This window comes from Metabacillus niabensis (assembly GCF_020524345.1).
Lineage (GTDB): Bacteria > Bacillota > Bacilli > Bacillales > Bacillaceae > Metabacillus > Metabacillus niabensis_B.
Genome location: NZ_JAIVLH010000002.1, coordinates 206,172 through 230,212, shown reverse-complemented (window position 1 = coordinate 230,212; position 24,041 = coordinate 206,172). Strand labels below are relative to the sequence as shown.

Below are 24,041 nucleotides of genomic sequence, written 5' to 3'. Positions count from 1 at the left end.
CGTGTTTGAAGATCTACGTTTTTTTAATAAGCATATAAAGAGAGTTTGAAACAATGCCAAAAGCAAAAAGGGTACAGATCTTTTATTTAAACGAACCTGTAAGTGCATCAAATCACCAACTATTCTAGGTTTATTATTATCATGTGTAATTTCTAATAAATTATGAAGGAAAAAACGCATTAGCTGTCACATAACAAAGGAGGTCAGAGCTTTATGAAAATTAGATTTTTAACTGGATTAGATTCAGCTAAATATAAATCCTTGAGGTTGGAAGCACTTCAAAATAATCCTGAAGCTTTTAGCTCAAGTTATGAAGAAGAGGAAAAAATGCCTATTCGACAAACGGAATTAAAATTAAATACCAAATATACTCATACAATCGGTGCTTTTATAGATGAAGATCTTATTGGGATTGCCACTTTAGTCGTTGAAACCAAAAAGAAAATACTTCACCGAGCCATGATCGTTGCAGTGTATGTTCATCAAGATTATCGAAATGCTGGTATCGGTAAAAAAATAGTAACGGAACTTATTAAAAAGGCAAAATCAATGATGAGCATAGAACAGATTTACTTAACTGTAACAGCAAACAATCATCCGGCCAAACAGCTTTATCAGTCAATAGGTTTTGAAACGTATGGAATTGAAAAAAGAGCACTGAAAATTGAAGACACTTATTTTGATGATGAATTAATGGTGTTATTTATTAAATGATTTTTTATAGCTAGGTAATTTTCCCAATATAGGCATTCACCCAAGAATTTTCTCCTCAGTTAGCATAAGTTTATAGTGGGAAAGGGAGAGGAGTGCTTATATGCAAACTGAATACCATGTACCAGCAATAAATCAGTATGACGTTATTCATCCAAATGACTCACGAATTTTTGGTAGACCTTTTGGCAGATTTGGATATGGCAGACCTTTTGGGTTTGGTTTCGGAAGACCTTTTGGGTTTTATCGACCATTTTGGGGAGCTCCATTTTTAGGTGGTGTATTAGGAGGCTTGTTAGCTGGTTCTTTAGCCTATCCATTTTACTACGGATATCCATATCCATATCCATACTATCCTTATTATCCTATCTATTAATTAGTAAGGAAGTATTTATTTTTGGCCTTAATAATTGTATTAAGGTCGTTTTTTTCAGAAAATTTCTACTTGCTTCAAGGTGTATTTGGTTGCATTATAAAGATAAAGAAGTATGACTGCTTTTTAAGGATATCCTGATTTTTTTATAAAATAATTCAACTTCTTTATCACATTTTACAGGGAGAGAATATGCTTACACCAGTTATAGAAATGTCAAAAAAGCCATGGTTTCTAGGAATGATTGTAATGATATTTATTATCATTATGTTGTGGTTCATTCCGATAGAGAAACGTAAATATGGTGTTGATCAACATTTATTAACTACTGACTACACAGGTTTACTACCTGAAAAAATAGCAAAAGTAGAGAAACATGAAACTCCTTATGAGTTGCAAAAAATCGTAAAACAAGCAAATATTGCGGACGAAAAAGTTTCAATTGCCGGTTTGCAGCACTCGCAAGGTGGTCATACATACTATAAAGATGGTGTTTTAATCGACATGAAATCTATGAATACCATTATTGACATTAACGAAAAGAAAAGAACAGTTAAGGTAGAAGCAGGTGCAACTTGGGAAGATGTTCAGAAAGCTGTAAACCGTTATGGATTAGCATTGAAAGTAACTCAATCTCAATCTATATTTACAATCGGCGGCTCTTTGTCTGTTAATGCCCATGGAAGGGATATTCGCTTCGGGTCCATGGCTGATACCGTTAAGGAAATGACATTACTTACTCCAACAGGTGATATCAAGACTGTATCTCGTGATGATGAAGAGCAATGGATGAAATATGTTTTCGGTGGGTATGGATTATTTGGAATCATTCTTGATGTAACATTAGAATTAACAGACAATAACATTTATACGATTCATACGGAAGAAATGAAAACAGACAAATATGAATTATATCTTACCTCAATACTTAATCGGCAGGAAACAGCGATGCATTATGCAAGAATTAGCGTTGCTCCGACATCATTTTTAGAAGAAATGTATGTGATTGACTACAAAGATACAGGGATAACAGATCGTACAACAAAGTTAAAAAACGAAACAGGGATTAAAATAAGTAAACTAGCCTTAGATATGGGCCGACAGGGCGGATGGCTGGAAGACCTTTTCTGGGAAATGCAAAAACAATTTATTCAGTCTCTTGATCATGATAAAATCACCCGAAATAATGCTATGAGATCTGAATCAACATTTATGGAGTTTACCAAGCCTGGTCAAGTTGAAGTACTTCAAGAGTTCTTTATCCCAGTGAGAAATTTCGAAGAATATATCTCCGCGCTTAAGCCATTACTTACAAGTGATGATCACGACGAAGACTTTAAGATCCATAATATAACTGTCCGTTATGTGGCTCAAGAAGAGGTTACAAGTTTAAACTATTCTACTAATGATATGTTAGGACTTGTTGTCTTAATTCAACATGGGGTAGAGAATAAAGACATAGAAGAGGCGAAAGAAATGATCCGAAAATGGACAGATCTAACGATAAATCATGGTGGCACGTATTATCTGCCATACTATCCTTATCAAACAGAAGAACAGTTCCAAACAGCCTATCCGAATTGGAAGAACTTCCAGACAGAAAAAAGACGCAGAGATCCTAATGGGGCTTTTCAAAATTTGTTTTATGAGCACTATCTCAAATGAGAAGAGCTAAGTTGAAAAGAAGAATAATAGAAAACTTTCCTCTCATTATAACTGTAGGACAAGTTGTTATTTTTCCTTATTATATTATTTGGTTAAAAGAAATTTCTTACACCTATACCTTATTTGCATGGTTTTTTGCAGGGTTCTCTTTTTCAGCTGCGTGGGGTTACAGAGTCTATCATTCTAGGAAGAATCTTCATTTTTTAGGAATATCATTTATCTATTTTGCGATGGGGATCATTTATGTGTCCATTTATTTTATAAACGTACAAATTGAGGTTCTCCCTTATTTTGCTCTGATCATTCAAGTTCTATTAGGTTTTTTACAAGGATATTTTCGTGCATGGCATGTTGAACAATCCCTTTACAAATTGCAAGCTGTTCACCATTACCTACTAGTTGGTGTATGTATGATTGGTCTATCCTTTATAAAAATCCTCTCACCAGTTGCTTTTCTTACATCTTTTGGGGTTTTTCTTCTTACAATTGGGATTATCGGAATCATTCAAAGAGCATTTACAAGATATCCATAGTAAATAATGATTTAAACAAGAATTCACCAATTAAATAATGAAAGTCTACTAAAATAGTCAATAAGAAAAAAGGATGATCTCACAATGAAAAAACAAAGAACATGGATACCCTTAACAGTTCTAGTTTTAGCTATTTATATTTTTCATTCCACTCCTCATCTGTCCTTAAGAACATATGTCTTTTTTACAGGTTATCCAATTCAAGCCATCACATCTGGTATCGTTGATGATAGGTACCACAATAAAATGGATAAAAAAGAGTATGAAAAAATAAAAGCAAAGGCTTATACATTAACAGATCCTCCAGTTGAAAAGCAAACACAAGGTGTCCTTAGTAATTATTTAGTAAGGAAATATGGGATCTTCTACATAACGGATTACTTAGGGGATACTTAAATAAAAAAATAAAGCTCGTTAATCAAGTTAAATAATATTACGAATCATCTCATAAACTAAAACATGTCCAATTTTCGGAGGAGAGACATGAAGTATGTGAGAATCGGTGTCATGATAATTCTTGGCAGTATCCTTCTTTCAATAGGGATTAACTTATTCTTAACTCCGTATAAAGTATTAGATGGAGGAATTATCGGGATAGGGTTAATTTTGCATTATTTATTAGGACTAAAAGCAGGTTTAATGGTCATTTTTCTCAGTATTCCTGTATTTCTTATCGCATGGATTTATTATCGTCAATATTTTTATAATAGTTTACATGGAATGCTTGTATCTTCTTTTTTTATCGATTTACTGAAGCCGCTCTCAGGTGTTATTCATTTAGCTCCTTATATCAGCTCGTTAGTTGGAGGGATATTTGTTGGCCTTGGAATCGGTTTAATGCTTCGGATTGGTACAAGTACAGGGGGAACCGATTTACTTGCTCAATTTTTATTTGAAAAAACAGGGATTAATGTCGGAATCCTGATATTTTTCATTGATAGCATCGTCATTTTACTTGGGGGCTTGTTAATTTCAGGAGAGACGTTCCTATTATCCTGTATAACGATACTTGCCGTTGGATTAACCACAACATTTATTTCAACTAAATCCAGTCACTCTACGTAAATAATGCGCGATATAGCCCTTCCTGAATGGAGGGCTCTATTTTTGTCAAAACATACTCAGTTGATAATCTTTTGATAACAATTCCAATAACCGGATACCGGCAATACTATTTCCTTTTTCATCTAATGAAGGACCAAATATTCCAATTCCGAATTTTCCGGGAACAGATCCCATGATACCGCCGGACACTCCGCTTTTAGCAGGAATTCCAATTTTTATAGCAAATTCTCCTGAAGCATTGTACATTCCACATGTAACCATGAAGGTCTTACATATTCTTGAAACATCAGAGGGAATGAGTTGCTTACCAGTCCGCGGATCAGCTCCATCCATAGCAAAAACAGCCCCAATCCTTGCTAAATCCAAGCAATTCATTTCAATTGAACACTGTTTGGAATACAAGTCAATTAATTGTTCAACATCTTCATCTATAATCCCATGTTGCTTTAAAAAATAAATTAAGGAGCGATTTAAATCAGCTGTTTTATACTCTGATTGAGCCACTTCTTTATTATAGGTAACCGATTGATCATTTGTCAGATCTTGAACAAATGACAATAATCGTTGTAATCTTTCTTCGGTAGAATCTCCATTGATCATATGTGTCACAACAAGTGCACCAGCATTTATCATTGGATTTAATGGTTTTGCAGGTGCCATCGTTTCTAATTTGGCGATGGAATTGAATGGATCTCCTGTCGGTTCCATTCCTACTCGATCAAACACAAACTCTTTCCCTTTGTCCATTAATACAAAAGCGAGGCTTATTACCTTTGAGATGCTTTGAAGAGTGAATTTCTTTTTAATATCTCCCGCTGAAACACATTCTCCACCTGGATAGTGAATCGCTATGGATAGATCATCCGGATTTTCTTTACCTAGTGCAGGAATATAATCTGCAACTTTTCCTTTTGTTGTCCATTCCTTTGATGTTTCCACATACCGTTGTAATTCATCACTTGTTCGACATAGCATTTATTATCACCTTCAATGTAAAAATGTCTTTTGCTGCCGGAATAATGTCCACGCAATCAAAAGACATATATATTAGCTTGATTTTCTACTTTTAAACATCTTGTCAGAAGAACGAAGTTGCAATGGATCAAAGAAGTTCGCAATCTCTCTTTCTGCACTTTCTATTGAATCCGAGCCATGAATCACATTTTCCTCTTTTTTGAATGCAAAATCACCGCGAATGGTACCAGGTTGGGCTTCCGTTGGGCTGGTTTTACCTATCATTGTACGGGAAACATCGATAATATTTTCGCCTTCCCATACCATCGCAAAAACTGGAGAAGATGTAATGAAATCAACCAATTCTCCGAAAAATGGCTTATCCTTGTGCTCCTCATAATGATATTCTGCCTTTGACTGATCAATTGTCATTAACTCGGCATTAAGTAAGGCAAATCCTTTTTGCTCAAAGCGTTTCACAATTTCTCCAATTAACCCGCGTTTGACACCATCCGGTTTCACCATAATAAACGTTCGTTGCATCGACATCTTATATCCACCTCTTGAATCATTTTTAAAGAATCCTGTAAACAGTATTGACAATATGCAACATCCTTTAAACATTTAGTGAAATAATTGTGATCATTCATTTTTTCACGGCATACAATGGTGTTAGACATTAGTTATCAGGGAAGAATCCAGATGAAAGAGTTGTTTTTGTATGGCATTAAGTAAAGATCGCCTTATTGGAAGGAAAGCTATACTTCTATTATTATCAGAAGACCCCGACATGCAGTTAAACCAACTCAAAGAAAACAATTGGAAGGGCTGTATTGGTAAAGTCGGTTCAATGGATGCACATAAAGTAGTGGCTGCGATTGAAACAGCGGCTAAAAAAAACGGCATTATTGAATCTACTATCTATCGTGAATCACACGCTTTATATCATGCAATAATGGAAGCCTTACACGGCGTGACCCGTGGCCATGTTCAATTAGGATCAGTTCTTAGAACGGTTGGACTGTCATTTGCTGTTCTGCGAGGAAATCCTTATGATAAGGAACAAGAAGGTGACTGGATTGCTGTCTCTCTTTATGGAACAATAGGTGCACCTGTCAAAGGGTCAGAACATGAAACCATCGGCCTTGGAATTAACCACATATGAAATTGCCCAAAGTGAAAATAGTGAGTAGGGGGCTATATCTTGGAATCCATTGATTTCAAGATATAGTCCCCTTTTCTATTTGTAAGAAGGAGGAAGTAAATAGGTGATTACGTTAAATGGCCAAAACCTAACGTTTCAATCTTTGCAAAAAGTTATTTTTGATCGAGAGAAAGTTAGTTATACAGAAGAAAGCATGAAAAAAGTGATGGAAAGTAGAAAAGCCGTTGAACATATTGTTTCTAATGGAAAGATTGTATATGGAATTACAACTGGTTTTGGAAAGTTCAGTGATGTTTATATAGATAAAGATCATGTTGAGAACCTTCAACTCAATTTAATTCGATCACATGCATGCGGGGTTGGTGACCCTTTTCCGGAAGAGGTATCACGAGCAATGATTCTGTTAAGAGCAAATGCCTTACTAAAGGGATTTTCCGGTGTTCGACCCGTTATTATTGAAAGATTACTTGACTTAGTTAATGCAGGAATACATCCTGTTATCCCTCAACAAGGCTCTCTTGGTGCAAGTGGTGATTTAGCCCCGTTATCACATTTAGCTCTTTGCTTACTAGGGGAGGGAGAGGTTTTTTATAAAGGAAAAAGAATGCCTTCAATCGATGCATTATCAAAAGAGTCTATTATACCGGTTACGCTTACAGCAAAAGAAGGTTTGGCCTTAATTAATGGGACACAAGCGATGACTGCGATGGGTGTTATAACATATTTGGAAGCAGAAAAACTAGCATATCAAGCTGAGTTAATTGCTGGTGTTACGATTGAAGCATTGGAAGGAATTATAGATGCCTTCGATCATGAAATACATGTTGCAAGAGGCTTTAAGCAACAAATAGATGTAGCAACAAGAATTCGAGACTATTTAAAGGATAGTCTACTCGTAACAAAACAAGGAGAACGGCGAGTTCAAGATGCTTACTCAATAAGATGTATCCCTCAAGTACACGGAGCGATATGGCAAACATTGGACTTCACAAAAGAAAAGCTTGAGATCGAAATGAATGCAGCAACAGATAACCCTCTTATCTTTCAAAATGGATCAAAAATCATTTCAGGTGGGAACTTTCACGGTCAGCCCATTGCGTTTGCGATGGATTTCTTAAAAATCGCCTTGTCAGAGCTTGCCAATATATCAGAACGAAGAATTGAACGACTTGTTAATCCTCAGTTAAATGATTTACCGGCATTTTTAAGTCCGGAGCCGGGCCTTCAATCAGGTGCTATGATCATGCAATATGTTGCCGCATCACTCGTATCAGAAAACAAAACGTTGGCACATCCGGCAAGTGTTGATTCCATCCCATCATCGGCAAATCAGGAAGATCATGTAAGTATGGGGACAATTGCAGCGAGGCATGCGTATCAAATTATAACAAATGCACGACGAGTTCTTGCTATAGAAGCCATTTGCAGTATTCAAGCGGCAGAAATTCGAGGTTCTCATAAAATGGCATCTATTACTGGATCATTTTATAAAGAAGGAAGGAAAATTGTTCCATCGATTACACATGACCGCATTTTTTCACTTGACATCGAAGGAATGACAAATTGGTTAAAAACAGAGGCTCTTTACTTCAAAAATGTATTGGAGGGAAAGCTATATGAATAACAATAAAGTATCGAAATACAGAGGAAATACCTTGCATACAAAAGGGTGGCAGCAAGAAGCTGCTCTCCGAATGCTCATGAATAATCTTGATCCTGAAGTTGCCGAGAATCCATCAGAATTAGTCGTGTATGGAGGAATTGGAAAAGCAGCACGTAATTGGGATTGTTTTGATAAGATTGTCCATTCGCTTAAACAATTAAATAACAATGAAACATTACTTATTCAGTCAGGAAAGCCTGTTGCAGTTTTTCAAACACATGAAGATGCCCCACGTGTTTTATTAGCTAATTCCAATATTGTGCCTGCCTATGCTAATTGGGAGACATTTCATGAACTTGATCAAAAAGGGCTAATGATGTATGGACAAATGACGGCCGGAAGCTGGATATATATCGGTTCACAAGGCATTGTTCAGGGGACTTATGAAACATTTGCAGAATTGGCAAAACAGCATTTCAATTCAACATTAAAAGGAACGATTACCTTAACAGCAGGACTTGGTGGAATGGGTGGTGCCCAACCATTAGCAGTAACAATGAACGGTGGTATTTGTATAGCAATTGAGGTTGATGAAAAGAAAATTGATCGTAGAATACAAACCCGGTACTTAGATGTGAAAGCTACTAGTATAGAAGAAGCGATCATGCTGGCCACAAATGCAAAAAAATCACGAATACCGTTATCAATAGGTCTACGAGGAAATGCTTCAGATCTATTACCTGAGATGTTGAAGATTCATTTCATTCCTGATATTTTAACAGATCAAACATCAGCACATGACCCTTTAAATGGATATATTCCATCAAACATGACACTAGAACAAGCAGAACACCTGAGAACATCGGATAAGAATCTCTATATAAAATGTGCCAAAACCTCAATTGCCAAACATGTAGAAACAATGCTTGCAATCCAAAATAAAGGGGCCATTACATTTGATTATGGTAATAATATCCGTCAAATAGCCAAAGATGAGGGTATACATCAAGCATTTGATTTTCCAGGTTTTGTTCCGGCATACATTCGTCCTCAATTTTGTGTCGGCAAAGGACCGTTCCGATGGGTGGCATTATCAGGCGACCCGGAAGATATTTTAAAAACGGATCAAGCAATCTTAAAAACTTTTAGTGAAAACAAGCCACTTTGTAATTGGATTAAGATGGCGCAAGAGAAAATTCAATTTCAAGGCCTTCCATCACGCATTTGCTGGTTAGGATATGGTGAACGTGCGAAGTTTGGAAGAATTATAAATGATATGGTTGCAAGCGGTGAGCTCAACGCACCTATAGTAATTGGTCGTGACCATTTAGACGCCGGTTCCGTTGCTTCTCCTAATCGGGAAACAGAAGCAATGAAGGATGGATCAGATGTTGTCTCAGATTGGCCAATCTTAAATGCGATGATTAATGCGGTTGGAGGAGCAACATGGGTGTCTGTTCATCATGGAGGAGGTGTAGGTATGGGATACTCACTGCATGCCGGGATGGTGGTTGTTGCTGATGGCACAAAAGAAGCTGAACGAAGAATTGAACGTGTGTTAACAACTGATCCCGGAATGGGAGTTGTTCGTCACGCAGATGCGGGATATGACCTTGCCATTGAAACAGCCAAACAACATGGATTAAACATGCCGATGTTAAACCAAGGAGGGGATGCTTGATGAAAAGGCCATTATGGATTAAACACATCAATCAATTGGCCACTTTAAAATCAAGCCAACTTGGTCCTCGAACAAAAGCTTCGATGTCAGATATAGGAATTATTAAGGATGGGAGTATATGGGTCGAAGGCGGTCTTATCCAAGCAGTTGGTACAACAGATCAATTAAAACAACTCTACCGAAACAATCATCACAATGCCGATATTATTGATGCAACAGACCATTTAGTCACGCCCGGCCTTATCGATCCACACACACATGTTGTGTACGGAGGAAGCCGTGAGAAAGAATTCGAATTAAGATTAAATGGGGCTTCTTATATGGACATCATGAATGCAGGCGGTGGAATTCATTCCACTACGAAAATGACAAGAGAAGCTACAGAGGAAGATTTGATAGAGCAAACAATAAATAGGCTCAATTCCTTTTTAGAACATGGTGTTACAACGATTGAAGCTAAGAGTGGATATGGACTTAACTTAGAAACAGAACGAAAACAATTAAATGTGATTAAAAAACTACAGCAACTACACCCCATCGATCTTGTTCCAACTTTTATGGGTGCCCACGCTGTACCTGTGGAATATAAAGGGAAAGAAGACCTCTACGTTAAGCTGATTATTAACGAAATGTTACCGACAATAGGAAATGAAAACTTAGCTGAGTTCATTGATGTATTTTGTGAAAAAGATGTGTTTACCGTTGAGCAATCAAAAAAAATTTTAGAAGCAGGGAAGCAATTTAACCTGATTCCAAAAATTCATGCTGATGAAATTGTTTGTTTAGGTGGCGCAGAATTAGCTGCCGAAGTTGGAGCCATATCAGCTGAGCATTTACTTAAGACAACTGAGCAAGGAATGAAAGCCATGGCTCGTAAGGGAACAATTGGATGTTTACTTCCAGCCACCGCTCTATACTTAAGAGAAGAAGCAGCTAATGGAAGAAAAATGATTGATGAGGGAGTAGCTGTAGCCATCTCTACAGACTGTAACCCTGGTTCATCACCAACTACCTCCATGCCTTTAGTGATGAACTTAGCATGTTTAACAATGAAATTAACTCCGGCTGAAGCATTAACCGCAGCCACATACAATGCAGCCTGTGCAATAAAACGTGAACATATCGTTGGAAGCATCGAAATAGGAAAGCAAGCAGACATCGTGTTGTGGAACGTAAAAAATTATCAAGAACTGCAATATCGATTCGGTGTCAATCATGTCAAAACAGTCTGGAAAAAAGGAATCAAGGTGGTAAACCGATGAAAGAGCATTGGTTAGTTCAACCAGAATGGTCATGGAATCAACCTAATAAACATAATCCAACTTATGTTCATGAATGGGTACAATCCATTCATGCGATGAACACCCCACCTGAACTTCTCATTTATGGCGCACCATTATCACGCTCTTCCATTAGTGTCTCAGGAGCATCTCTTTACCCGTTGGAATTTCGTCGTATTTGGAAAGGTTTTGCTACTTATAACATAGAAAAAAACATTGATCTTAGCTCTTTTCTTGTCGGGGATGCAGGAGATATCTCCATGCATACGACTGATATTTCTATGTCACACGATCGAATCAAACAATCTACATCATATCTTTGCTCAAAATATCCATACACACGAACATGTATGATCGGCGGAGATCATTCCACAACCGCTTGTGCAGTAAGGGGCATTCAACAAGCATTCCCTAATGAAACAATTGGTATTTTGCAGCTTGATACACACCTTGATGTAAGAGATCCCAAAATAATGGGACCTTCAAATGGAACACCTATTAGGCAATTAATTGAAGAGAACATTGTAAAGGGAGAAAATATCGTTAATATTGGCCCACATGGTTATTATAATGCCAAACCATTAGTTGATTTCGCCAATAAACACCATATTAAGACCATCACTTTAAAAACAGCTCGAAAAGCTGGAGTTATCCAAACTGTCCTTCACGCTCTTAAAACATTAAGCGAAAAAGTAGATCGCATTTATGTAACGGTAGATCTTGATGTGCTCGACATCTCTTTCGCCCCAGGTGTTCCAGCATCAACTCCAGGTGGAATGACAACAGAAGAACTTTTTGATAGCCTACTCGAAATTGGACGTCATGCTACTGTTCAGCATATCGACTTTGTTTGTCTTGATCCTAGTAAAGACACTCCCGTAAATGAAACAGTTAAGATAGGAGGGTATGCCTGGATGCAGTTTGTTACAGGATGTGTGTTAGGAAAGTTATCTTGATACATGATTTCAGTTCCCTATTAAAGTGGAGCTGTTTTTTTATGTCTAAAAACGTTTGTTAACATGATTGAGAATAAATCAATCGTTCTATGTAACATAATGCTACACATTTGTAGACTGAAAGACCAAAACGTTGGATAATTTAGAAAATTCAAACTACTGAGGTGATGGATATTTGCCAACTACTCAATTTGCAATTGAGATGACAAACATTGTCAAAAAATTCGGCTCTGTTATCGCGAGTGATCATGTAAACTTTTCCGTAAAAAAAGGTGAGATACATGCATTATTAGGTGAAAATGGCGCAGGAAAAAGCACAATCATGAGTATGATATCAGGCATTTATAAAGCTGATAGTGGAACAATCATAGTCAATGGTTTACCATGTCAGATTCATTCTCCAAAAGAATCTATGAAGCTGGGAATTGGAATGGTTCATCAAAACTTTCGATTGGTTCAGACTCTAACTGCTACTCAAAATATCATTCTCGGCGAAAAAGGTCAAATATGGCGGAGTTCATCTTGGATGAAAAGGAAATCAAAAGAGGTTGAACAAATTGCAGAGCAATATGGATTAACATTCCCTACCAATGTTCCTATTTGGCAGCTTTCCGTTGGTGAACAGCAGCGTGTAGAAATTGTCAAAATACTATACCGCGAGGCAGATATTATCATATTTGACGAGCCAACATCTGTTTTAACACCAGCTGAAGCAGAGCAATTATTTTTAACGATGCAGGAGCTAAAACGCAATGGAAAAACGATGATTATTACAACACATAAGTTAAAAGAGGTGATGAAGGTTGCCGATCGCATCTCAGTTATGAGAAAAGGGAAAATGATCGAACATTTGAACAAAGAGGAAACGACCGTTCAGGAATTGGCCCAGTTAATGGTCGGAAGAGAGGTGAAAAAGGGAATAACTGTGGAGTCGCATCCTATAGGAAAACCAATTCTCCAAGTGAATAAGCTCACCGTTCACACCAAACAGGGATTAAACGCTTTAAGCCAAATCGATTTTACCATACATGAACACGAGATTATTGGGGTTGCCGGAGTCGCAGGCAATGGACAAAAAGAACTTGCAGAGGCATTAACAGGACTAATTCCCTGGAACAGTGGAACTGTCATTTTTGAGAACGATCAATTAGGCAACCCCTCTATTCAGAGCTTAATTGATAAAGGAATCGCACATATACCTGAAGATCGAATGAAGAGTGGGCTCGCAGGAAGCTTAGGAATTGTTGAAAACTTACTGTTTAAATCTTATCGGTCAAAAAAACGAGCAATACTCGGATTATTAAAAAAGAAGCAAAATGAGCAATGGGCTAGAGAGCTGGTCAAGAACTTTGATGTTCGTACTTCAGATTTACTTAGCCCTGTTCAACAGCTTTCTGGAGGTAATCAACAAAAGCTCTTATTCGCAAGAGAAATTGATCAAAATCCAAAACTGATGATAGCCGTCCATCCTACACAAGGACTGGATGTAGGTGCAACAGAAGCTGTTCATCAAATGTTACTAGAGCTTCGACACTCAGGCGGGGGCATTCTGCTCATTTCTGAAGACTTAGATGAAGTGCTTCATCTTTCAGACAAAATTCTTGTTCTTTATAACGGAAGAATAAATGGTGTCATTGAAAGGGGGAAGGAAGAAAAAGAATACATCGGTCAATTAATGGCGGGTTTAGACGCGATGGAAGGAGTTGTTTTATGAGTCAAAAATCCTCAATTGAACAAACGGTCATAAATGATAATAGCACGAATAAAAGACATGAACTACCGTTCCGTTTTGAATATGATCCGCACAAAAAATCACATAGCATCTTTGTTCCATTCCTTTCCATCATCGTAGCTTTAATGCTATGTGCTCTCTTTATTCTATTAAATGGATTAAATCCAATAACGGTGTATTTGAAGATGCTACAAGGTGCATTTGGTTCCATTTTTGGAATTAGTGAAACCCTTGTAAAAGCAACACCACTCTTACTTTGTGGTCTTGGCGTTGCAATCGCGTACCGTATTTCGATTTGGAATATTGGAGCAGAGGGCCAATTTTTATTAGGTGCTATGGGTGCCACGGCAATTACTATTTATTTTCCACAGTTGCCGGGTGTTGTCTATATTCCGCTTATGGTTATCGTTGGTATAGTCTCAGGTGCATTGTGGGGGTTATTAACCGCTATTCCTCGTACATATTTTCAAGTAAATGAACTGATCACTTCTCTTATGCTGAATTATGTAGCGCTTTTATTATTAGATTATTTTGTTTTTGGTCCATGGAGAGATCCAGATGGCTTTAATTTTCCTGGATCACCTATGTTTGTTCCTTCTCAATTACTGGCGACGATTGGAGGTACAAGATTACACATCGGCATATTTTTCGCTGTCATAGCTGTCTCTCTCTTTGCTTTTTTCACATTAAAAACACGTTGGGGCTACGAGTTACGGCTTTTAGGAGCAAATCCAACAGCAGCAAAATATGCAGGTATACGCATTAATAAGCATATTTTGATTGTCATGATGATAAGTGGAGGATTAGCTGGCTTAGCTGGCATGGTTGAGGTGTCGGGAGTAGCTGGAAGGCTGATGTACGGAATCTCACCCGGTTATGGGTATACCGCCATTATCGTGGCATGGCTTGCAAAACTAAATCCATTCGCTATGATTCTTTCTTCTGTTTTTATCGGTGGTTTGATCGTTGGAGGATACAGTGTTCAAACAATAGGATTGCCGTCATCTTTGTCATTCATGCTACAAGGAGCCATTTTATTTTGTTTAATAGGTGGAGAAATGATCAGCAAATATCGCATAAAAAAAGTATACAAAGAAAATTCATAGAGTACTAGAAAGGAGGGATTAACATGGATGTAACCGCGCTTTTAATAACAGCTGCTATATCTTCCGGAACACCCTTGCTCTTTGCTGTACTTGGGGGAATATTGAGTGAAAAAGCCGGTGTTATCCATTTAGGTACAGAGGGTATAATGCTCATTGGCGCCGTAACATCCTGTATTATTTATCTTCAAACAGAGAGTTTGATTATTACATTTTTCGGTGCTTTGTTAGCTTCAGCAGTGCTAGGGCTTATCCATGCATTTTTATGTATTACCCTGCGCGCAAACCAGATTGTAAGCGGACTTTCAATTACTCTTTTTGGAACTGGTATGAGTGCCTACCTAGGAAAAGCAGTAGCTGGAGTTGCTTTATCAATATCCGTTCCACACGTCCCATTAACCTCGCTTGGAAACATCCCATTTTTAGGGCGTATCTTTTCTAATCTTGATCTCTTTATTTGGATGAGTATCGGTTTAGCTGTCCTTTTGTACCTTTATATGTATAAAACTTCTTGGGGTCTTCACCTTAAAGCAGTTGGTGATAGCCCATCAACCTCTGATGTAATGGGAATATCAGTTATCGGCTTTCGATATATCCATGTTATTGTTGGCTCAATGCTCATGGGGCTTTCAGGGTTTTATTTAATTATGGCATACTCTCCTAACTGGATTGAAGGAATGACAGCCGGGAGAGGTTGGATTGCCATTGCCTTAATTATCTTTGCGAGGTGGAATCCATTATATGCACTAGCCTGTGCCTACTTTTTCGGAGGACTAGATGCACTTGGGTTTAGAATTCAAATATTCGATTTTGGCATACCTTCATATTTTTTAAAAATGATTCCGTATCTCTCTACAATTCTAGTCCTTATGTTTATTGGCTGGAAAAATAGACATAAACCGCCGATTGAACCAAAAGCATTGGGACTACCATATTTTCGGGAAAAGCGTTTTTAACTCCATATATCAATTAAAGGAGGTGATGATTCCTTAATAAACTTGGAATTTCATTGAAAAATCTAAGGGGGATTTAGATGAAGAAAAAATGGCTAGGAATGATCGTACTTCTTTTCATGATTTTCATGTTTGCGGCTTGTTCACAAGAAAGCTCCCAACCTGCAGAATCATCACCGCGAGAAGAAAAAACAGACGCTACAACGGAAACAACAGAAATGCCAAGAGTTGCCTTTGTCTATATTGGTGTGCCAGGAGATGGCGGTTGGACATTTGAACATGATAAAGGAAGACAAGCAGTTGATGAAGCATTTGGAATTTCCTCAACAACTGTAGAAAATGTCCCGGAAGGCCCTGATGCTGAGCGTGTCATCGAGGAGCTTGCTCAAGATCATGACATTATCTTTACAACAAGCTTTGGGTATATGGATCCAACAGTTAATGTAGCGAAAAAATACCCGGATGTTGTCTTCATGCATGCAACCGGATATAAAACAGAAGATAATTTAGGTACATATCAAGGTAAAGGCTACCAACCAGGCTATTTAGCCGGGATTGCTGCAGGAGAATTAACAGAAAATAACAAAATTGGCTATGTTGGTGCATTTCCAATTCCAGAGGTTATTTACACAATTAATGCTTTTACATTAGGAGCTCAGAGTGTAAATCCTGATGTTGAGATATCTGTTGTTTGGAGCAATACTTGGTTTGATCCGGCTACAGAGAGACAAGCAGCTATTACTTTACTAGATGAGGGAGTCGATGTTCTCGCAAACTATCAAGATTCACCTGCAGGTATCCAAGCTGCTGCTGAGCGGGGAGTTTGGGGAATGGGGAATGACTCTGATATGAATAAATACGCTCCTGATACCTATGTGACAAATCCAACACTAAACTGGGGACCATATTATGTAGATGTTGTCCAAAGCGTAATCGATGGTACTTGGAAACCAGGTTCATACTATGGGGGTTTAAAGGAGCAAATGGTCGACCTTGCACCATATGGAAAGAATGTTCCACAAGATGTTCAAACTGTTGTTGAAGAGAAAAAACAAGAGATGATCGATGGTAGTTTAGAAGTTTTCACCGGGCCAATCACCGACCAAACTGGAGAAGTAAAGCTTACTGAAGGTGAAACCATGCCATTAGAAGATATATTAAGCATGAACTGGTTTGTGAAAGGTGTAAAAGGAACGATTCCGGAATAAGAAAGGATGACAACATTGATTGTAAAAGTCCCAGTTTTAATTCATCAATGGCATCCGGTTTTACTGTCAAATGAATTAAATGAACAGCCTAAAGCTATTGAAATATTAGGAGAAAAAGTTGTGGTTTTTCGAACCTCTCAAGGTGTTTATGCCTTTAAAGATTTATGTATCCACCGGGGCGTTCCGCTTTCTCTCGGGAAAGTCGTAAATGATGAGATTATATGCCCTTATCATGGATGGACATATAATAGTTGTGGAACATGTACACGCATACCTGCCTTGCCTGCAGGAAAAGCCATTCCAACCAAAGCAAAAACGATTACCTATTATTGTACAGAAGAGCTTGGCTTCATATGGGTTTGTTTAGGAGAACCGGAAATGTCAAAGCCAAAAATTGGTGAACTAACATCTGACTGTTCACAAAATAATCAGGTAAAAATGGGTCCATATGAATTGGAAGCAGCAGGTCCAAGAGTGATTGAAAACTTTTTAGATGTTTCCCATTTGATGTTTGTTCACGAAGGATTATTAGGTGATAGTCAATTTCCGGAAATTAGTGATTACCATGTTTATCAAAAAGACGGAGTCCTGATTTCAGATGAAATTGATATTTATCAGCCTGATCCTGACGGGAGAGGTCACGATGTACAAGCAAAATACACATACAAAGTGTTTAATCCCTTATGTGCCGGATTTAGAAAAAGTATTGATGATTCAGAAGAATTCTTTGATTTATATCTTATTGTTTTACCTGTAAATGAAAAGAAAAGCAAAGCATATATGATCATGGAGCGAAATTATGCACTTGAGGAGGACGAAAATATATTTATACAATTTCAGGATCTATTAATCGAGCAAGATCGTGTAATTGTCGAAAACCAAAAGCCTGAATTGTTGCCTTTGGATCTTCAAGCCGAATTGCACTTGAAGAGTGACCGTGTGAGCATTGCTTACCGAAAGTTTCTGATGGAAGTAGGTTTAACGTTTGGAACAGAGTAAGCTAAATAGAATCATATGAAAACTAATTGAGAACTTCCAGTAATGGTTGTTCTTTTTTTGAGGGTTTGTGTCGTTTTTTTCTAATCGAAAATAAAGTACGTAAAATAGTAAATAAATCCTCAGAATAGAGAATAACCACTGAAAATAGAAAATATTTCAACAATATCGAGAATAAGCTCGATACTAATTTTCCTTCGACAAAAAATATACAGGATCATAATCAACTAGATACTTTAGAACCAAAAATAAAAATAAATTACTAGTATTTCAGTCAAAATACCTGTTTTCTATCTCTCCCCACGTCCTTTTTCACTATAAAAATATAATATTAAAGATAGAAACAACACTATTTCATTTCAATAAGATCTGCTAATTATGTCAAAATGATAGGATTTCTCTGCTATTAAAACAAGGTTACTAAAACAGTACAATAACAATATAAATCTATAAAATATGGGAGGAATATGATAATGAATCTAAAAAGAAAAATAGTATCTGCGTCACTATCAAGTCTATTAGCTTTTGGAGCAATGACAGTTGTTTCCTTACCAGTCGGTGCAGTCGGTAACGGGCCAAACACTGGTAATGGATCCATCCAAACATCCATTCTTCATACATATGATAGTTTAGTGGAGTATTTAAAAACGCAGGATAACAAGCAGGATAAAATGGAGCTTGAAGTCATTGGACAAACGGTCAAAGGCAGAGATATCTACATGGCGAAATACATATCAAATCCACAAAATCCGACCATATTATTCTTAACACAGCAACATGGAAATGAGCAATTGACAACAGAAGGAGCACTTGAATTTATTAAACACTTAGGAACTAATAAAACCAAGGGTGTATTAGATAATGTGAATATCCTTATCATTCCGATGCTTAATGCAGATGGAGCAATGGGGGACGTTAACTTTTCATTAGACAATTACTTAGCTGATGGAGATCGTCACTTAACTCGTTATAATGCCAATAATGTTGATTTAAACCGTGAGCATGATAAAGCTCCAAGTGAAATGGAACCAGAAGCAAGGGTTCTTCATGAAAATGTTTTTGCCAAATACAACATTGATTATATGATCGATCTTCACCATCAAGGTACTCGAAGTGAAACAGAGGGTGAACTTGTATCCGGTTCGATTTTGTATCCTACAAATGCTAACGTAAAACCTGAAGTCCTAGAGCGCTCGAAAAAACTAGGGTCAGTTGTCTATCATACACTTGAAAATACCGGATGGGGTCATATTGGAAAATACAATGGGGGAAATGGTGAAAATATAGGGCGTAATGGTGCAGCCGTTCGATATGATATCTCTACACTATTATTTGAAATGCGTGGAATGTCAGATCATTATATCGAATCTTACGCTCTTGGCCAAAAAAGCAATGGATATTTAATTAAACAAACAATTTTAACACTAGATACTACTGTCAGAGCCATTGCAGATGGTTCAATTGATACCGCAGATACGAGTTTTTGGGACACTCTACCAACACAGACAAATCGTCCAAATGAAGAATCTGACGAATGACAAAACATGATATGAGCACATCCACTATATAGGATGTGCTCATTTTGTAAGTTTGATAGAATCATGAAAATTCGATAACACACATCCGAAAAAATACAAAACACTATGTCGAAATATCTAACATTTCATTTGACAAGCTTAATATAACCTATGGTAGTATAATGATGTGCTTTTTATACACAATTTTACCAAAAAAAGGGGGCTACACTTTGAAAAAACTTCGTAGTAGTTTTTTATTCATCATGGTTCTTACACTTGCAATGATTATTACTGCTTGTGGCGGTGGTAATGAAGGTGGGACAAGCGGTGCTGGTGAAGAAGGCGGCACTGATGGCGGGAAACAAAACCTTAGCCTATTAACTGGTGGTACTGGTGGTACATATTATCCACTTGGTGGACAAATCGGAAATATTATTTCTGATAACACAGATGCAAATATTACACCTCAAACATCAGGTGCTTCTGCAGAGAACATGGAAACTTTGAGAAATGGTGAAGCTGAAATTGCTTTCTCTCAAACAGACATTGCTTCTTATGCTATTGAAGGAAAAGAAATGTTTGATGGCGCTGCTATCGATAACATCCAAGCAATTGCATCTCTTTACCCTGAAACAATTCAACTTGTTACAACTGCAGATAGCGGCATAAAATCAGTTGAGGATTTAAAAGGAAAATCAGTATCAATCGGTGCTCCTGGATCAGGTGTTTACATCAATGCGATGCAAATTCTTGAAATCCACGGTCTAACAACTGATGATATTAAAGCTCAAAACTTATCGTTTGATGAGTCTACCGATGGAATCCAATCAGGTAATATTGATGCAGCATTCGTTACAGCCGGTACTCCTACAGGTGCAGTTGAAGCATTGTCTGCACAAGCAGATGTTGTAATTGTTCCGCTCGCAGATGATAAAATTGCTGAGTTAGTGGAAAAATATCCATATTACTCAGAAGATACAGTACCAAGTGGAACATACAAGATTGATTCTGAAGTGAAGACGGTTGCTGTTAAAGCAATGTTAGTCGCTTCTAAAGATCTTGACGAGAATTTGGTTTATGAGATGACAAAAGCAATGTTTGAAAACACTGACCAAATCACTCATGCAAAAGGAGAGCTTATTAAAGCTGAAACAGCACTAGAAGGTTTAGGTGAAATGGAGCTACATCCTGGAGCAGCCAAATATTTTGAAGAAAAAGGCATTTCAAAATAAAAGCTTTTACATGTCGATAGATCGCATGAGCGGTCTATCGATTTCATATGTTTTATGTATGTAAGGGATGGGTATTATGAAACTAAAATTAGTATTAATGATCATACCTCTACTATCGCTTATCGCATTTTTAATTTTCTTTCCTTATAAATCAATTATTGCCTTTACCTATGAAGATAAAGACGAAATTCTCGCTTTTTTACCTATAAAAAATGAAGATACCTTTCGAATTAAATACACCCATTCCATTCACCTCTCAGATGTTGTTGAAACATATTCCGCCTCTGAAAAAGAGATTACGCTAAAAGAGCTTTCTTACAAAGATTTTGCGGTTGGAATGCCTTCTAATGCTGAAGGTGACGAGGTATTTGAGGTAAAAAATGGTACATACTATATTACAAATATGAATCGTCATTTTCCATATATTGATTTAAGACTCGGACAAGTGAGAGCGGATCATCGAATGATTTATAAGGACCACACATATACATTATCTAATTTTATAAAACCAGGAACCTGGATAAGAATATCACCACAAAAAATTTCATATTGGGAGCAATTGAAAGGAGTGAACATCAGTGAGCAATAAAGAAGAAATAAAGACTTTAACCGAAGAAGAGCAACAGGCACTTTTAGAGAAATATGATCCTGAGGCTGGAACAAGAAAGCTTACTGGAATTATTGGTTGGATAGCATTTTTAGGTTTATTAGCATTCTCCCTATTCCAGCTGTACACGGCCATTTTTGGTGTATTTACAGCACAAATACAAAGAACTGTTCACTTAGGCTTTGCCTTATCCTTAATCTTTTTACTATTTCCTGCTAATCGGAAGAAACTTCAAAAGGGGAAACTTCAGATTGCATGGTACGACGGGATATTGGCTTTATTAAGTGTTGCCGTTGGAGCTTACTGGCCATTATTTTTTAATGACTTGGTTATGAGTGTTGGACGTTTATCAACAATGGATTTTGTTATTGGGATTATTGCAATATTGTTGGTTCTTGAAGCAACAAGAAGAGCAGTCGGTCTTCCTATTACGATTATTGCCGTTCTATTCTTGTTATATGGATTGTACGGTCAGTTTATGCCGGGGTTCCTGGCGCATAGGGGATTATCCTTAGAGCGACTTGTTCAAACAATGTTCTTTACAACTGAGGGTATCTTAGGTACACCACTTGCTGTATCTTCAACTTTCATTTTCTTATTCCTTTTATTTGGTGCATTCCTTGTTAAAACAGGAGTGGGTCAATATTTTAATGATTTAGCAGTTTCGATTGCGGGTCGTAGAATTGGGGGACCTGCAAAAGTAGCTATTTTCTCCAGTGCACTTCAAGGTACAATTAGTGGAAGCTCTGTCGCAAATGTTGTTACATCAGGATCTTTTACAATACCGATGATGAAGAAACTTGGATATAAGAAAGAGTTTGCCGGAGCAGTAGAAGCAGCAGCTTCAACAGGTGGACAGCTAATGCCGCCAATCATGGGTGCTGCTGCATTCCTGATGGTAGAGTTTATTGGTGGAGGCATCACGTATTGGGAGATTGCCAAAGCTGCTGCCATACCTGCAGTTCTTTATTTTGCGGGTATATGGATCATGACACATTTTGAAGCAAAAAGAATTGGCTTACGTGGTTTAACGAAAGAAGAAATGCCTGATCGGAAAGAAGTAATTAAGAAAATTTACTTATTACTACCTATTATTGCCGTTATTGTTTTATTAATGTCAGGTGTGATCGTTACACATGCAGCACTTTATTCCATTTTAATTGCGATTATTGTTGGACTAATTAATAAAGAAACAAGAATGGGACCTAAGGAATTTGTATTAGCTCTTGTTGATGGTGCCCGTTCAGCATTAGGAGTTGCTGCTGCAACAGCCGCAGCAGGTATCATTGTAGGTATTGTAACGAAAACTGGACTTGGTTTAAAAATGGCTAATGGATTAATCGATCTTGCCGGAGGATATTTAATCCCTACATTAATGCTTACAATGTTGGCAGCATTAGTTTTAGGAATGGGATCACCGACAACAGCAAACTATGTTATTACATCAACAATTGCTGCACCAGCTATTATTTTATTAGGTGTTCCTGATTTATCAGCTCACTTATTCGTGTTCTATTTTGGAATCATTGCTGATATTACACCACCTGTAGCATTAGCAGCATTCGCAGCCGCAGGTGTGGCAGGAGGAGAACCATTACGTACGGGAGTGAATTCTGCAAAACTAGCCATAGCTGCTTTCATAATCCCGTATATCTTTGTCCTTTCTCCACAGTTACTCATGATCGACACAACTTGGTTTGAGTTAGTCTGGGTCATCATCACAGCATTCTCAGGAATGATTGCGATTGGTGCAGGTATCATCGGGTATTGGTTTAGAAAGTTACACTGGGCGGAACGAATTATCGCGATCATTACAGGATTGCTGTTAATCTATCCGGAAGGAATCTCCGATATAACCGGAATCATTACCTTCGTTACATTACTTGCGTTACAAATTTTTTGGAAACGAGATAAAGAGAATACATTAAAAATGTCAAATTAAGCAAGCATAACCTGAATTCACAGTTAGTGGATTCAGGTTTTTTTACTTTATTAATTATGAATAATGAAGCTGGTTGTGTTTAGAATTATGTGAAAAAGGGACCCAGATGATTCCAGGTCCCTAAAGGTACATCACATTATTGGTTTCGAAGTTGATTTTCAGCCATAGCGACTAAACGCTTTGTCATTTCTCCACCAACTGAACCATTTGCACGAGCAGTTGTATCAGCTCCAAGTTGTACCCCAAATTCATTCGCTATTTCCTCTTTCATGGAATTCAGAGCATTTTCTGCACCAGGCACGACCAATTTATTTCTTGCCATTGTACAACACCCCTTTGAATGGTTTAGGAACTTTAAGCACTGATATGAGATGCTCAAATTTATTTTGCCCAAAATGCTAAATAATATCATTCTGCTTTCAGATCTCCGTATATCCTTTTTCATAAGAGGGAAACATAGATGTAAAGGCATTAATTGCGTACTGTTATAAAGGAGGAAAACGGTCGATGAATATGTTTGAAAAATTTCCGGTTGCACATTTAGATTCTGATCAACTACAAAAAATCCTTACACTAGAAACCGAACTTCGTAATGAAACAAATGAGAACATCGTTTTAATTGCTTATGATGAAAAAGGGGAAGAATAAACATTATATTTATTTTGTAAAATTATCCAAAATTATGTTGATATTTCCTATCTATTCTTATATGATGATATCTATTGAGTTAAATTTCTCTGTGATTAAAAAAATTTCCCCGCTCAG

The 24,041-nt window shown here is 37.3% G+C and carries 24 protein-coding genes; 21 read left to right on the top strand and 3 right to left on the bottom strand.

Annotated elements, in window-relative coordinates; genetic code table 11:
* Positions 1 to 213 precede the first annotated feature (213 nt).
* From LC095_RS04090 to LC095_RS04065, 6 genes are all read left to right on the top strand, one after another.
* A complete protein-coding gene (locus LC095_RS04090) occupies positions 214 to 714 on the top strand; it encodes a GNAT family N-acetyltransferase (RefSeq protein WP_226526944.1) in 501 nt (166 codons plus the stop codon).
* 127 nt (positions 715 to 841) lie between these two features.
* Entirely contained in the window at positions 842 to 1,087 is a 246-nt protein-coding gene (locus LC095_RS04085; protein WP_226527120.1) for a hypothetical protein, read from the top strand.
* Positions 1,088 to 1,297: 210 nt separating this feature from the next.
* Positions 1,298 to 2,749 carry an FAD-binding oxidoreductase gene (locus tag LC095_RS04080; RefSeq protein ID WP_226526943.1) on the top strand — a complete coding sequence of 484 codons (1,452 nt, stop codon included), beginning with the start codon at positions 1,298 to 1,300 and terminating at the stop codon, positions 2,747 to 2,749.
* 11 nt (positions 2,750 to 2,760) lie between these two features.
* Positions 2,761 to 3,282, top strand: coding sequence for a hypothetical protein (locus LC095_RS04075; protein ID WP_226526942.1), 522 nt, complete (start codon positions 2,761 to 2,763; stop codon positions 3,280 to 3,282).
* 84 nt (positions 3,283 to 3,366) lie between these two features.
* Entirely contained in the window at positions 3,367 to 3,678 is a 312-nt protein-coding gene (locus LC095_RS04070; RefSeq protein ID WP_226526941.1) for a hypothetical protein, read from the top strand.
* An 87-nt stretch (positions 3,679 to 3,765) separates the two neighbouring features.
* Positions 3,766 to 4,347 (top strand): YitT family protein, encoded by a 582-nt coding sequence (locus LC095_RS04065; RefSeq protein ID WP_226526940.1) that lies wholly within the window; start codon positions 3,766 to 3,768, stop codon positions 4,345 to 4,347.
* Between the two features lie 45 nt (positions 4,348 to 4,392).
* Here LC095_RS04065 and glsA read toward each other — a convergent pair whose 3' ends face one another.
* Complete coding sequence (gene glsA, locus LC095_RS04060; RefSeq protein ID WP_226526939.1) at positions 4,393 to 5,322, bottom strand: glutaminase A; 930 nt, start codon at positions 5,320 to 5,322, stop codon at positions 4,393 to 4,395.
* A 72-nt stretch (positions 5,323 to 5,394) separates the two neighbouring features.
* On the bottom strand, positions 5,395 to 5,844 hold the full coding sequence (gene ndk, locus LC095_RS04055; RefSeq protein ID WP_226527119.1) for a nucleoside-diphosphate kinase: 450 nt from the start codon (positions 5,842 to 5,844) through the stop codon (positions 5,395 to 5,397).
* 178 nt (positions 5,845 to 6,022) lie between these two features.
* Between ndk and hutP the strand changes: the two genes are divergently transcribed.
* The 14 genes from hutP to LC095_RS03985 all read left to right on the top strand — a co-directional run bounded on the left by hutP (position 6,023) and on the right by LC095_RS03985 (position 23,276).
* Positions 6,023 to 6,466, top strand: a complete 444-nt coding sequence (hutP, locus tag LC095_RS04050; RefSeq protein WP_226526938.1) for a hut operon transcriptional regulator HutP — start codon at positions 6,023 to 6,025, stop codon at positions 6,464 to 6,466.
* Between the two features lie 103 nt (positions 6,467 to 6,569).
* On the top strand, positions 6,570 to 8,090 hold the full coding sequence (gene hutH / locus LC095_RS04045) for a histidine ammonia-lyase (protein WP_226526937.1): 1,521 nt from the start codon (positions 6,570 to 6,572) through the stop codon (positions 8,088 to 8,090).
* A complete protein-coding gene (gene hutU / locus LC095_RS04040; RefSeq protein WP_226526936.1) occupies positions 8,083 to 9,750 on the top strand; it encodes a urocanate hydratase in 1,668 nt (555 codons plus the stop codon). The genes hutH and hutU overlap by 8 nt, the downstream gene beginning before the upstream one ends.
* A complete protein-coding gene (hutI, locus tag LC095_RS04035; RefSeq protein WP_226526935.1) occupies positions 9,750 to 11,012 on the top strand; it encodes an imidazolonepropionase in 1,263 nt (420 codons plus the stop codon). The genes hutU and hutI overlap by 1 nt, the downstream gene beginning before the upstream one ends.
* The gene (locus LC095_RS04030) at positions 11,009 to 11,986 is read left to right on the top strand and encodes an agmatinase family protein (protein ID WP_226526934.1); all 978 of its coding nucleotides are present in this window, start codon (positions 11,009 to 11,011) and stop codon (positions 11,984 to 11,986) included. Before hutI ends, LC095_RS04030 begins: the two co-directional genes overlap by 4 nt.
* 175 nt (positions 11,987 to 12,161) lie before the next feature.
* On the top strand, positions 12,162 to 13,700 hold the full coding sequence (locus tag LC095_RS04025; RefSeq protein ID WP_319005753.1) for an ABC transporter ATP-binding protein: 1,539 nt from the start codon (positions 12,162 to 12,164) through the stop codon (positions 13,698 to 13,700).
* Complete coding sequence (locus LC095_RS04020; RefSeq protein WP_226526933.1) at positions 13,697 to 14,824, top strand: ABC transporter permease; 1,128 nt, start codon at positions 13,697 to 13,699, stop codon at positions 14,822 to 14,824. The genes LC095_RS04025 and LC095_RS04020 overlap by 4 nt, the downstream gene beginning before the upstream one ends.
* A 23-nt stretch (positions 14,825 to 14,847) precedes the next feature.
* Positions 14,848 to 15,777, top strand: coding sequence for an ABC transporter permease (locus LC095_RS04015; RefSeq protein WP_226526932.1), 930 nt, complete (start codon positions 14,848 to 14,850; stop codon positions 15,775 to 15,777).
* Positions 15,778 to 15,854: 77 nt separating this feature from the next.
* Positions 15,855 to 16,982 (top strand): BMP family ABC transporter substrate-binding protein, encoded by a 1,128-nt coding sequence (locus LC095_RS04010; protein WP_226526931.1) that lies wholly within the window; start codon positions 15,855 to 15,857, stop codon positions 16,980 to 16,982.
* A gap of 6 nt (positions 16,983 to 16,988) precedes the next feature.
* On the top strand, positions 16,989 to 17,981 hold the full coding sequence (locus tag LC095_RS04005) for an aromatic ring-hydroxylating oxygenase subunit alpha (RefSeq protein ID WP_226526930.1): 993 nt from the start codon (positions 16,989 to 16,991) through the stop codon (positions 17,979 to 17,981).
* A gap of 470 nt (positions 17,982 to 18,451) precedes the next feature.
* The gene (locus tag LC095_RS04000) at positions 18,452 to 19,516 is read left to right on the top strand and encodes a M14 family zinc carboxypeptidase (protein WP_226526929.1); all 1,065 of its coding nucleotides are present in this window, start codon (positions 18,452 to 18,454) and stop codon (positions 19,514 to 19,516) included.
* A gap of 209 nt (positions 19,517 to 19,725) precedes the next feature.
* On the top strand, positions 19,726 to 20,727 hold the full coding sequence (locus LC095_RS03995) for a TAXI family TRAP transporter solute-binding subunit (RefSeq protein ID WP_026562565.1): 1,002 nt from the start codon (positions 19,726 to 19,728) through the stop codon (positions 20,725 to 20,727).
* Between the two features lie 76 nt (positions 20,728 to 20,803).
* Positions 20,804 to 21,316 (top strand): DUF1850 domain-containing protein, encoded by a 513-nt coding sequence (locus LC095_RS03990; protein ID WP_226526928.1) that lies wholly within the window; start codon positions 20,804 to 20,806, stop codon positions 21,314 to 21,316.
* Entirely contained in the window at positions 21,306 to 23,276 is a 1,971-nt protein-coding gene (locus LC095_RS03985) for a TRAP transporter permease (protein WP_226526927.1), read from the top strand. Before LC095_RS03990 ends, LC095_RS03985 begins: the two co-directional genes overlap by 11 nt.
* Positions 23,277 to 23,412: 136 nt before the next feature.
* On the opposite strand, the gene LC095_RS03980 is transcribed toward LC095_RS03985, so the two are convergent.
* Positions 23,413 to 23,598, bottom strand: a complete 186-nt coding sequence (locus LC095_RS03980; protein ID WP_026562562.1) for an alpha/beta-type small acid-soluble spore protein — start codon at positions 23,596 to 23,598, stop codon at positions 23,413 to 23,415.
* Between the two features lie 185 nt (positions 23,599 to 23,783).
* Between LC095_RS03980 and LC095_RS03975 the strand changes: the two genes are divergently transcribed.
* Positions 23,784 to 23,924, top strand: a complete 141-nt coding sequence (locus LC095_RS03975) for a hypothetical protein (RefSeq protein WP_226526926.1) — start codon at positions 23,784 to 23,786, stop codon at positions 23,922 to 23,924.
* Positions 23,925 to 24,041: the final 117 nt, after the last annotated feature.

Excerpts from the sequence above, each read along its gene's own strand:
- ndk (WP_226527119.1), bottom strand. The coding sequence starts at position 5,844 with ATGCAACGAACGTTTATTATGGTGAAACCGGATGGTGTCAAACGCGGG.
- LC095_RS04005 (WP_226526930.1), top strand. The coding sequence starts at position 16,989 with ATGACAACATTGATTGTAAAAGTCCCAGTTTTAATTCATCAATGGCAT.
- LC095_RS04010 (WP_226526931.1), top strand. The coding sequence starts at position 15,855 with ATGAAGAAAAAATGGCTAGGAATGATCGTACTTCTTTTCATGATTTTC.
- LC095_RS04080 (WP_226526943.1), top strand. The coding sequence starts at position 1,298 with ATGTCAAAAAAGCCATGGTTTCTAGGAATGATTGTAATGATATTTATT.
- LC095_RS04020 (WP_226526933.1), top strand. The coding sequence starts at position 13,697 with ATGAGTCAAAAATCCTCAATTGAACAAACGGTCATAAATGATAATAGC.
- LC095_RS03990 (WP_226526928.1), top strand. The coding sequence starts at position 20,804 with ATGAAACTAAAATTAGTATTAATGATCATACCTCTACTATCGCTTATC.
- LC095_RS04030 (WP_226526934.1), top strand. The coding sequence starts at position 11,009 with ATGAAAGAGCATTGGTTAGTTCAACCAGAATGGTCATGGAATCAACCT.
- hutU (WP_226526936.1), top strand. The coding sequence starts at position 8,083 with ATGAATAACAATAAAGTATCGAAATACAGAGGAAATACCTTGCATACA.
- LC095_RS04015 (WP_226526932.1), top strand. The coding sequence starts at position 14,848 with ATGGATGTAACCGCGCTTTTAATAACAGCTGCTATATCTTCCGGAACA.
- LC095_RS04000 (WP_226526929.1), top strand. The coding sequence starts at position 18,452 with ATGAATCTAAAAAGAAAAATAGTATCTGCGTCACTATCAAGTCTATTA.
- LC095_RS04090 (WP_226526944.1), top strand. The coding sequence starts at position 214 with ATGAAAATTAGATTTTTAACTGGATTAGATTCAGCTAAATATAAATCC.
- LC095_RS03980 (WP_026562562.1), bottom strand. The coding sequence starts at position 23,598 with ATGGCAAGAAATAAATTGGTCGTGCCTGGTGCAGAAAATGCTCTGAAT.
- LC095_RS03975 (WP_226526926.1), top strand. The coding sequence starts at position 23,784 with ATGAATATGTTTGAAAAATTTCCGGTTGCACATTTAGATTCTGATCAA.
- hutI (WP_226526935.1), top strand. The coding sequence starts at position 9,750 with ATGAAAAGGCCATTATGGATTAAACACATCAATCAATTGGCCACTTTA.
- LC095_RS04070 (WP_226526941.1), top strand. The coding sequence starts at position 3,367 with ATGAAAAAACAAAGAACATGGATACCCTTAACAGTTCTAGTTTTAGCT.
- hutP (WP_226526938.1), top strand. The coding sequence starts at position 6,023 with ATGGCATTAAGTAAAGATCGCCTTATTGGAAGGAAAGCTATACTTCTA.
- LC095_RS04065 (WP_226526940.1), top strand. The coding sequence starts at position 3,766 with ATGAAGTATGTGAGAATCGGTGTCATGATAATTCTTGGCAGTATCCTT.
- glsA (WP_226526939.1), bottom strand. The coding sequence starts at position 5,322 with ATGCTATGTCGAACAAGTGATGAATTACAACGGTATGTGGAAACATCA.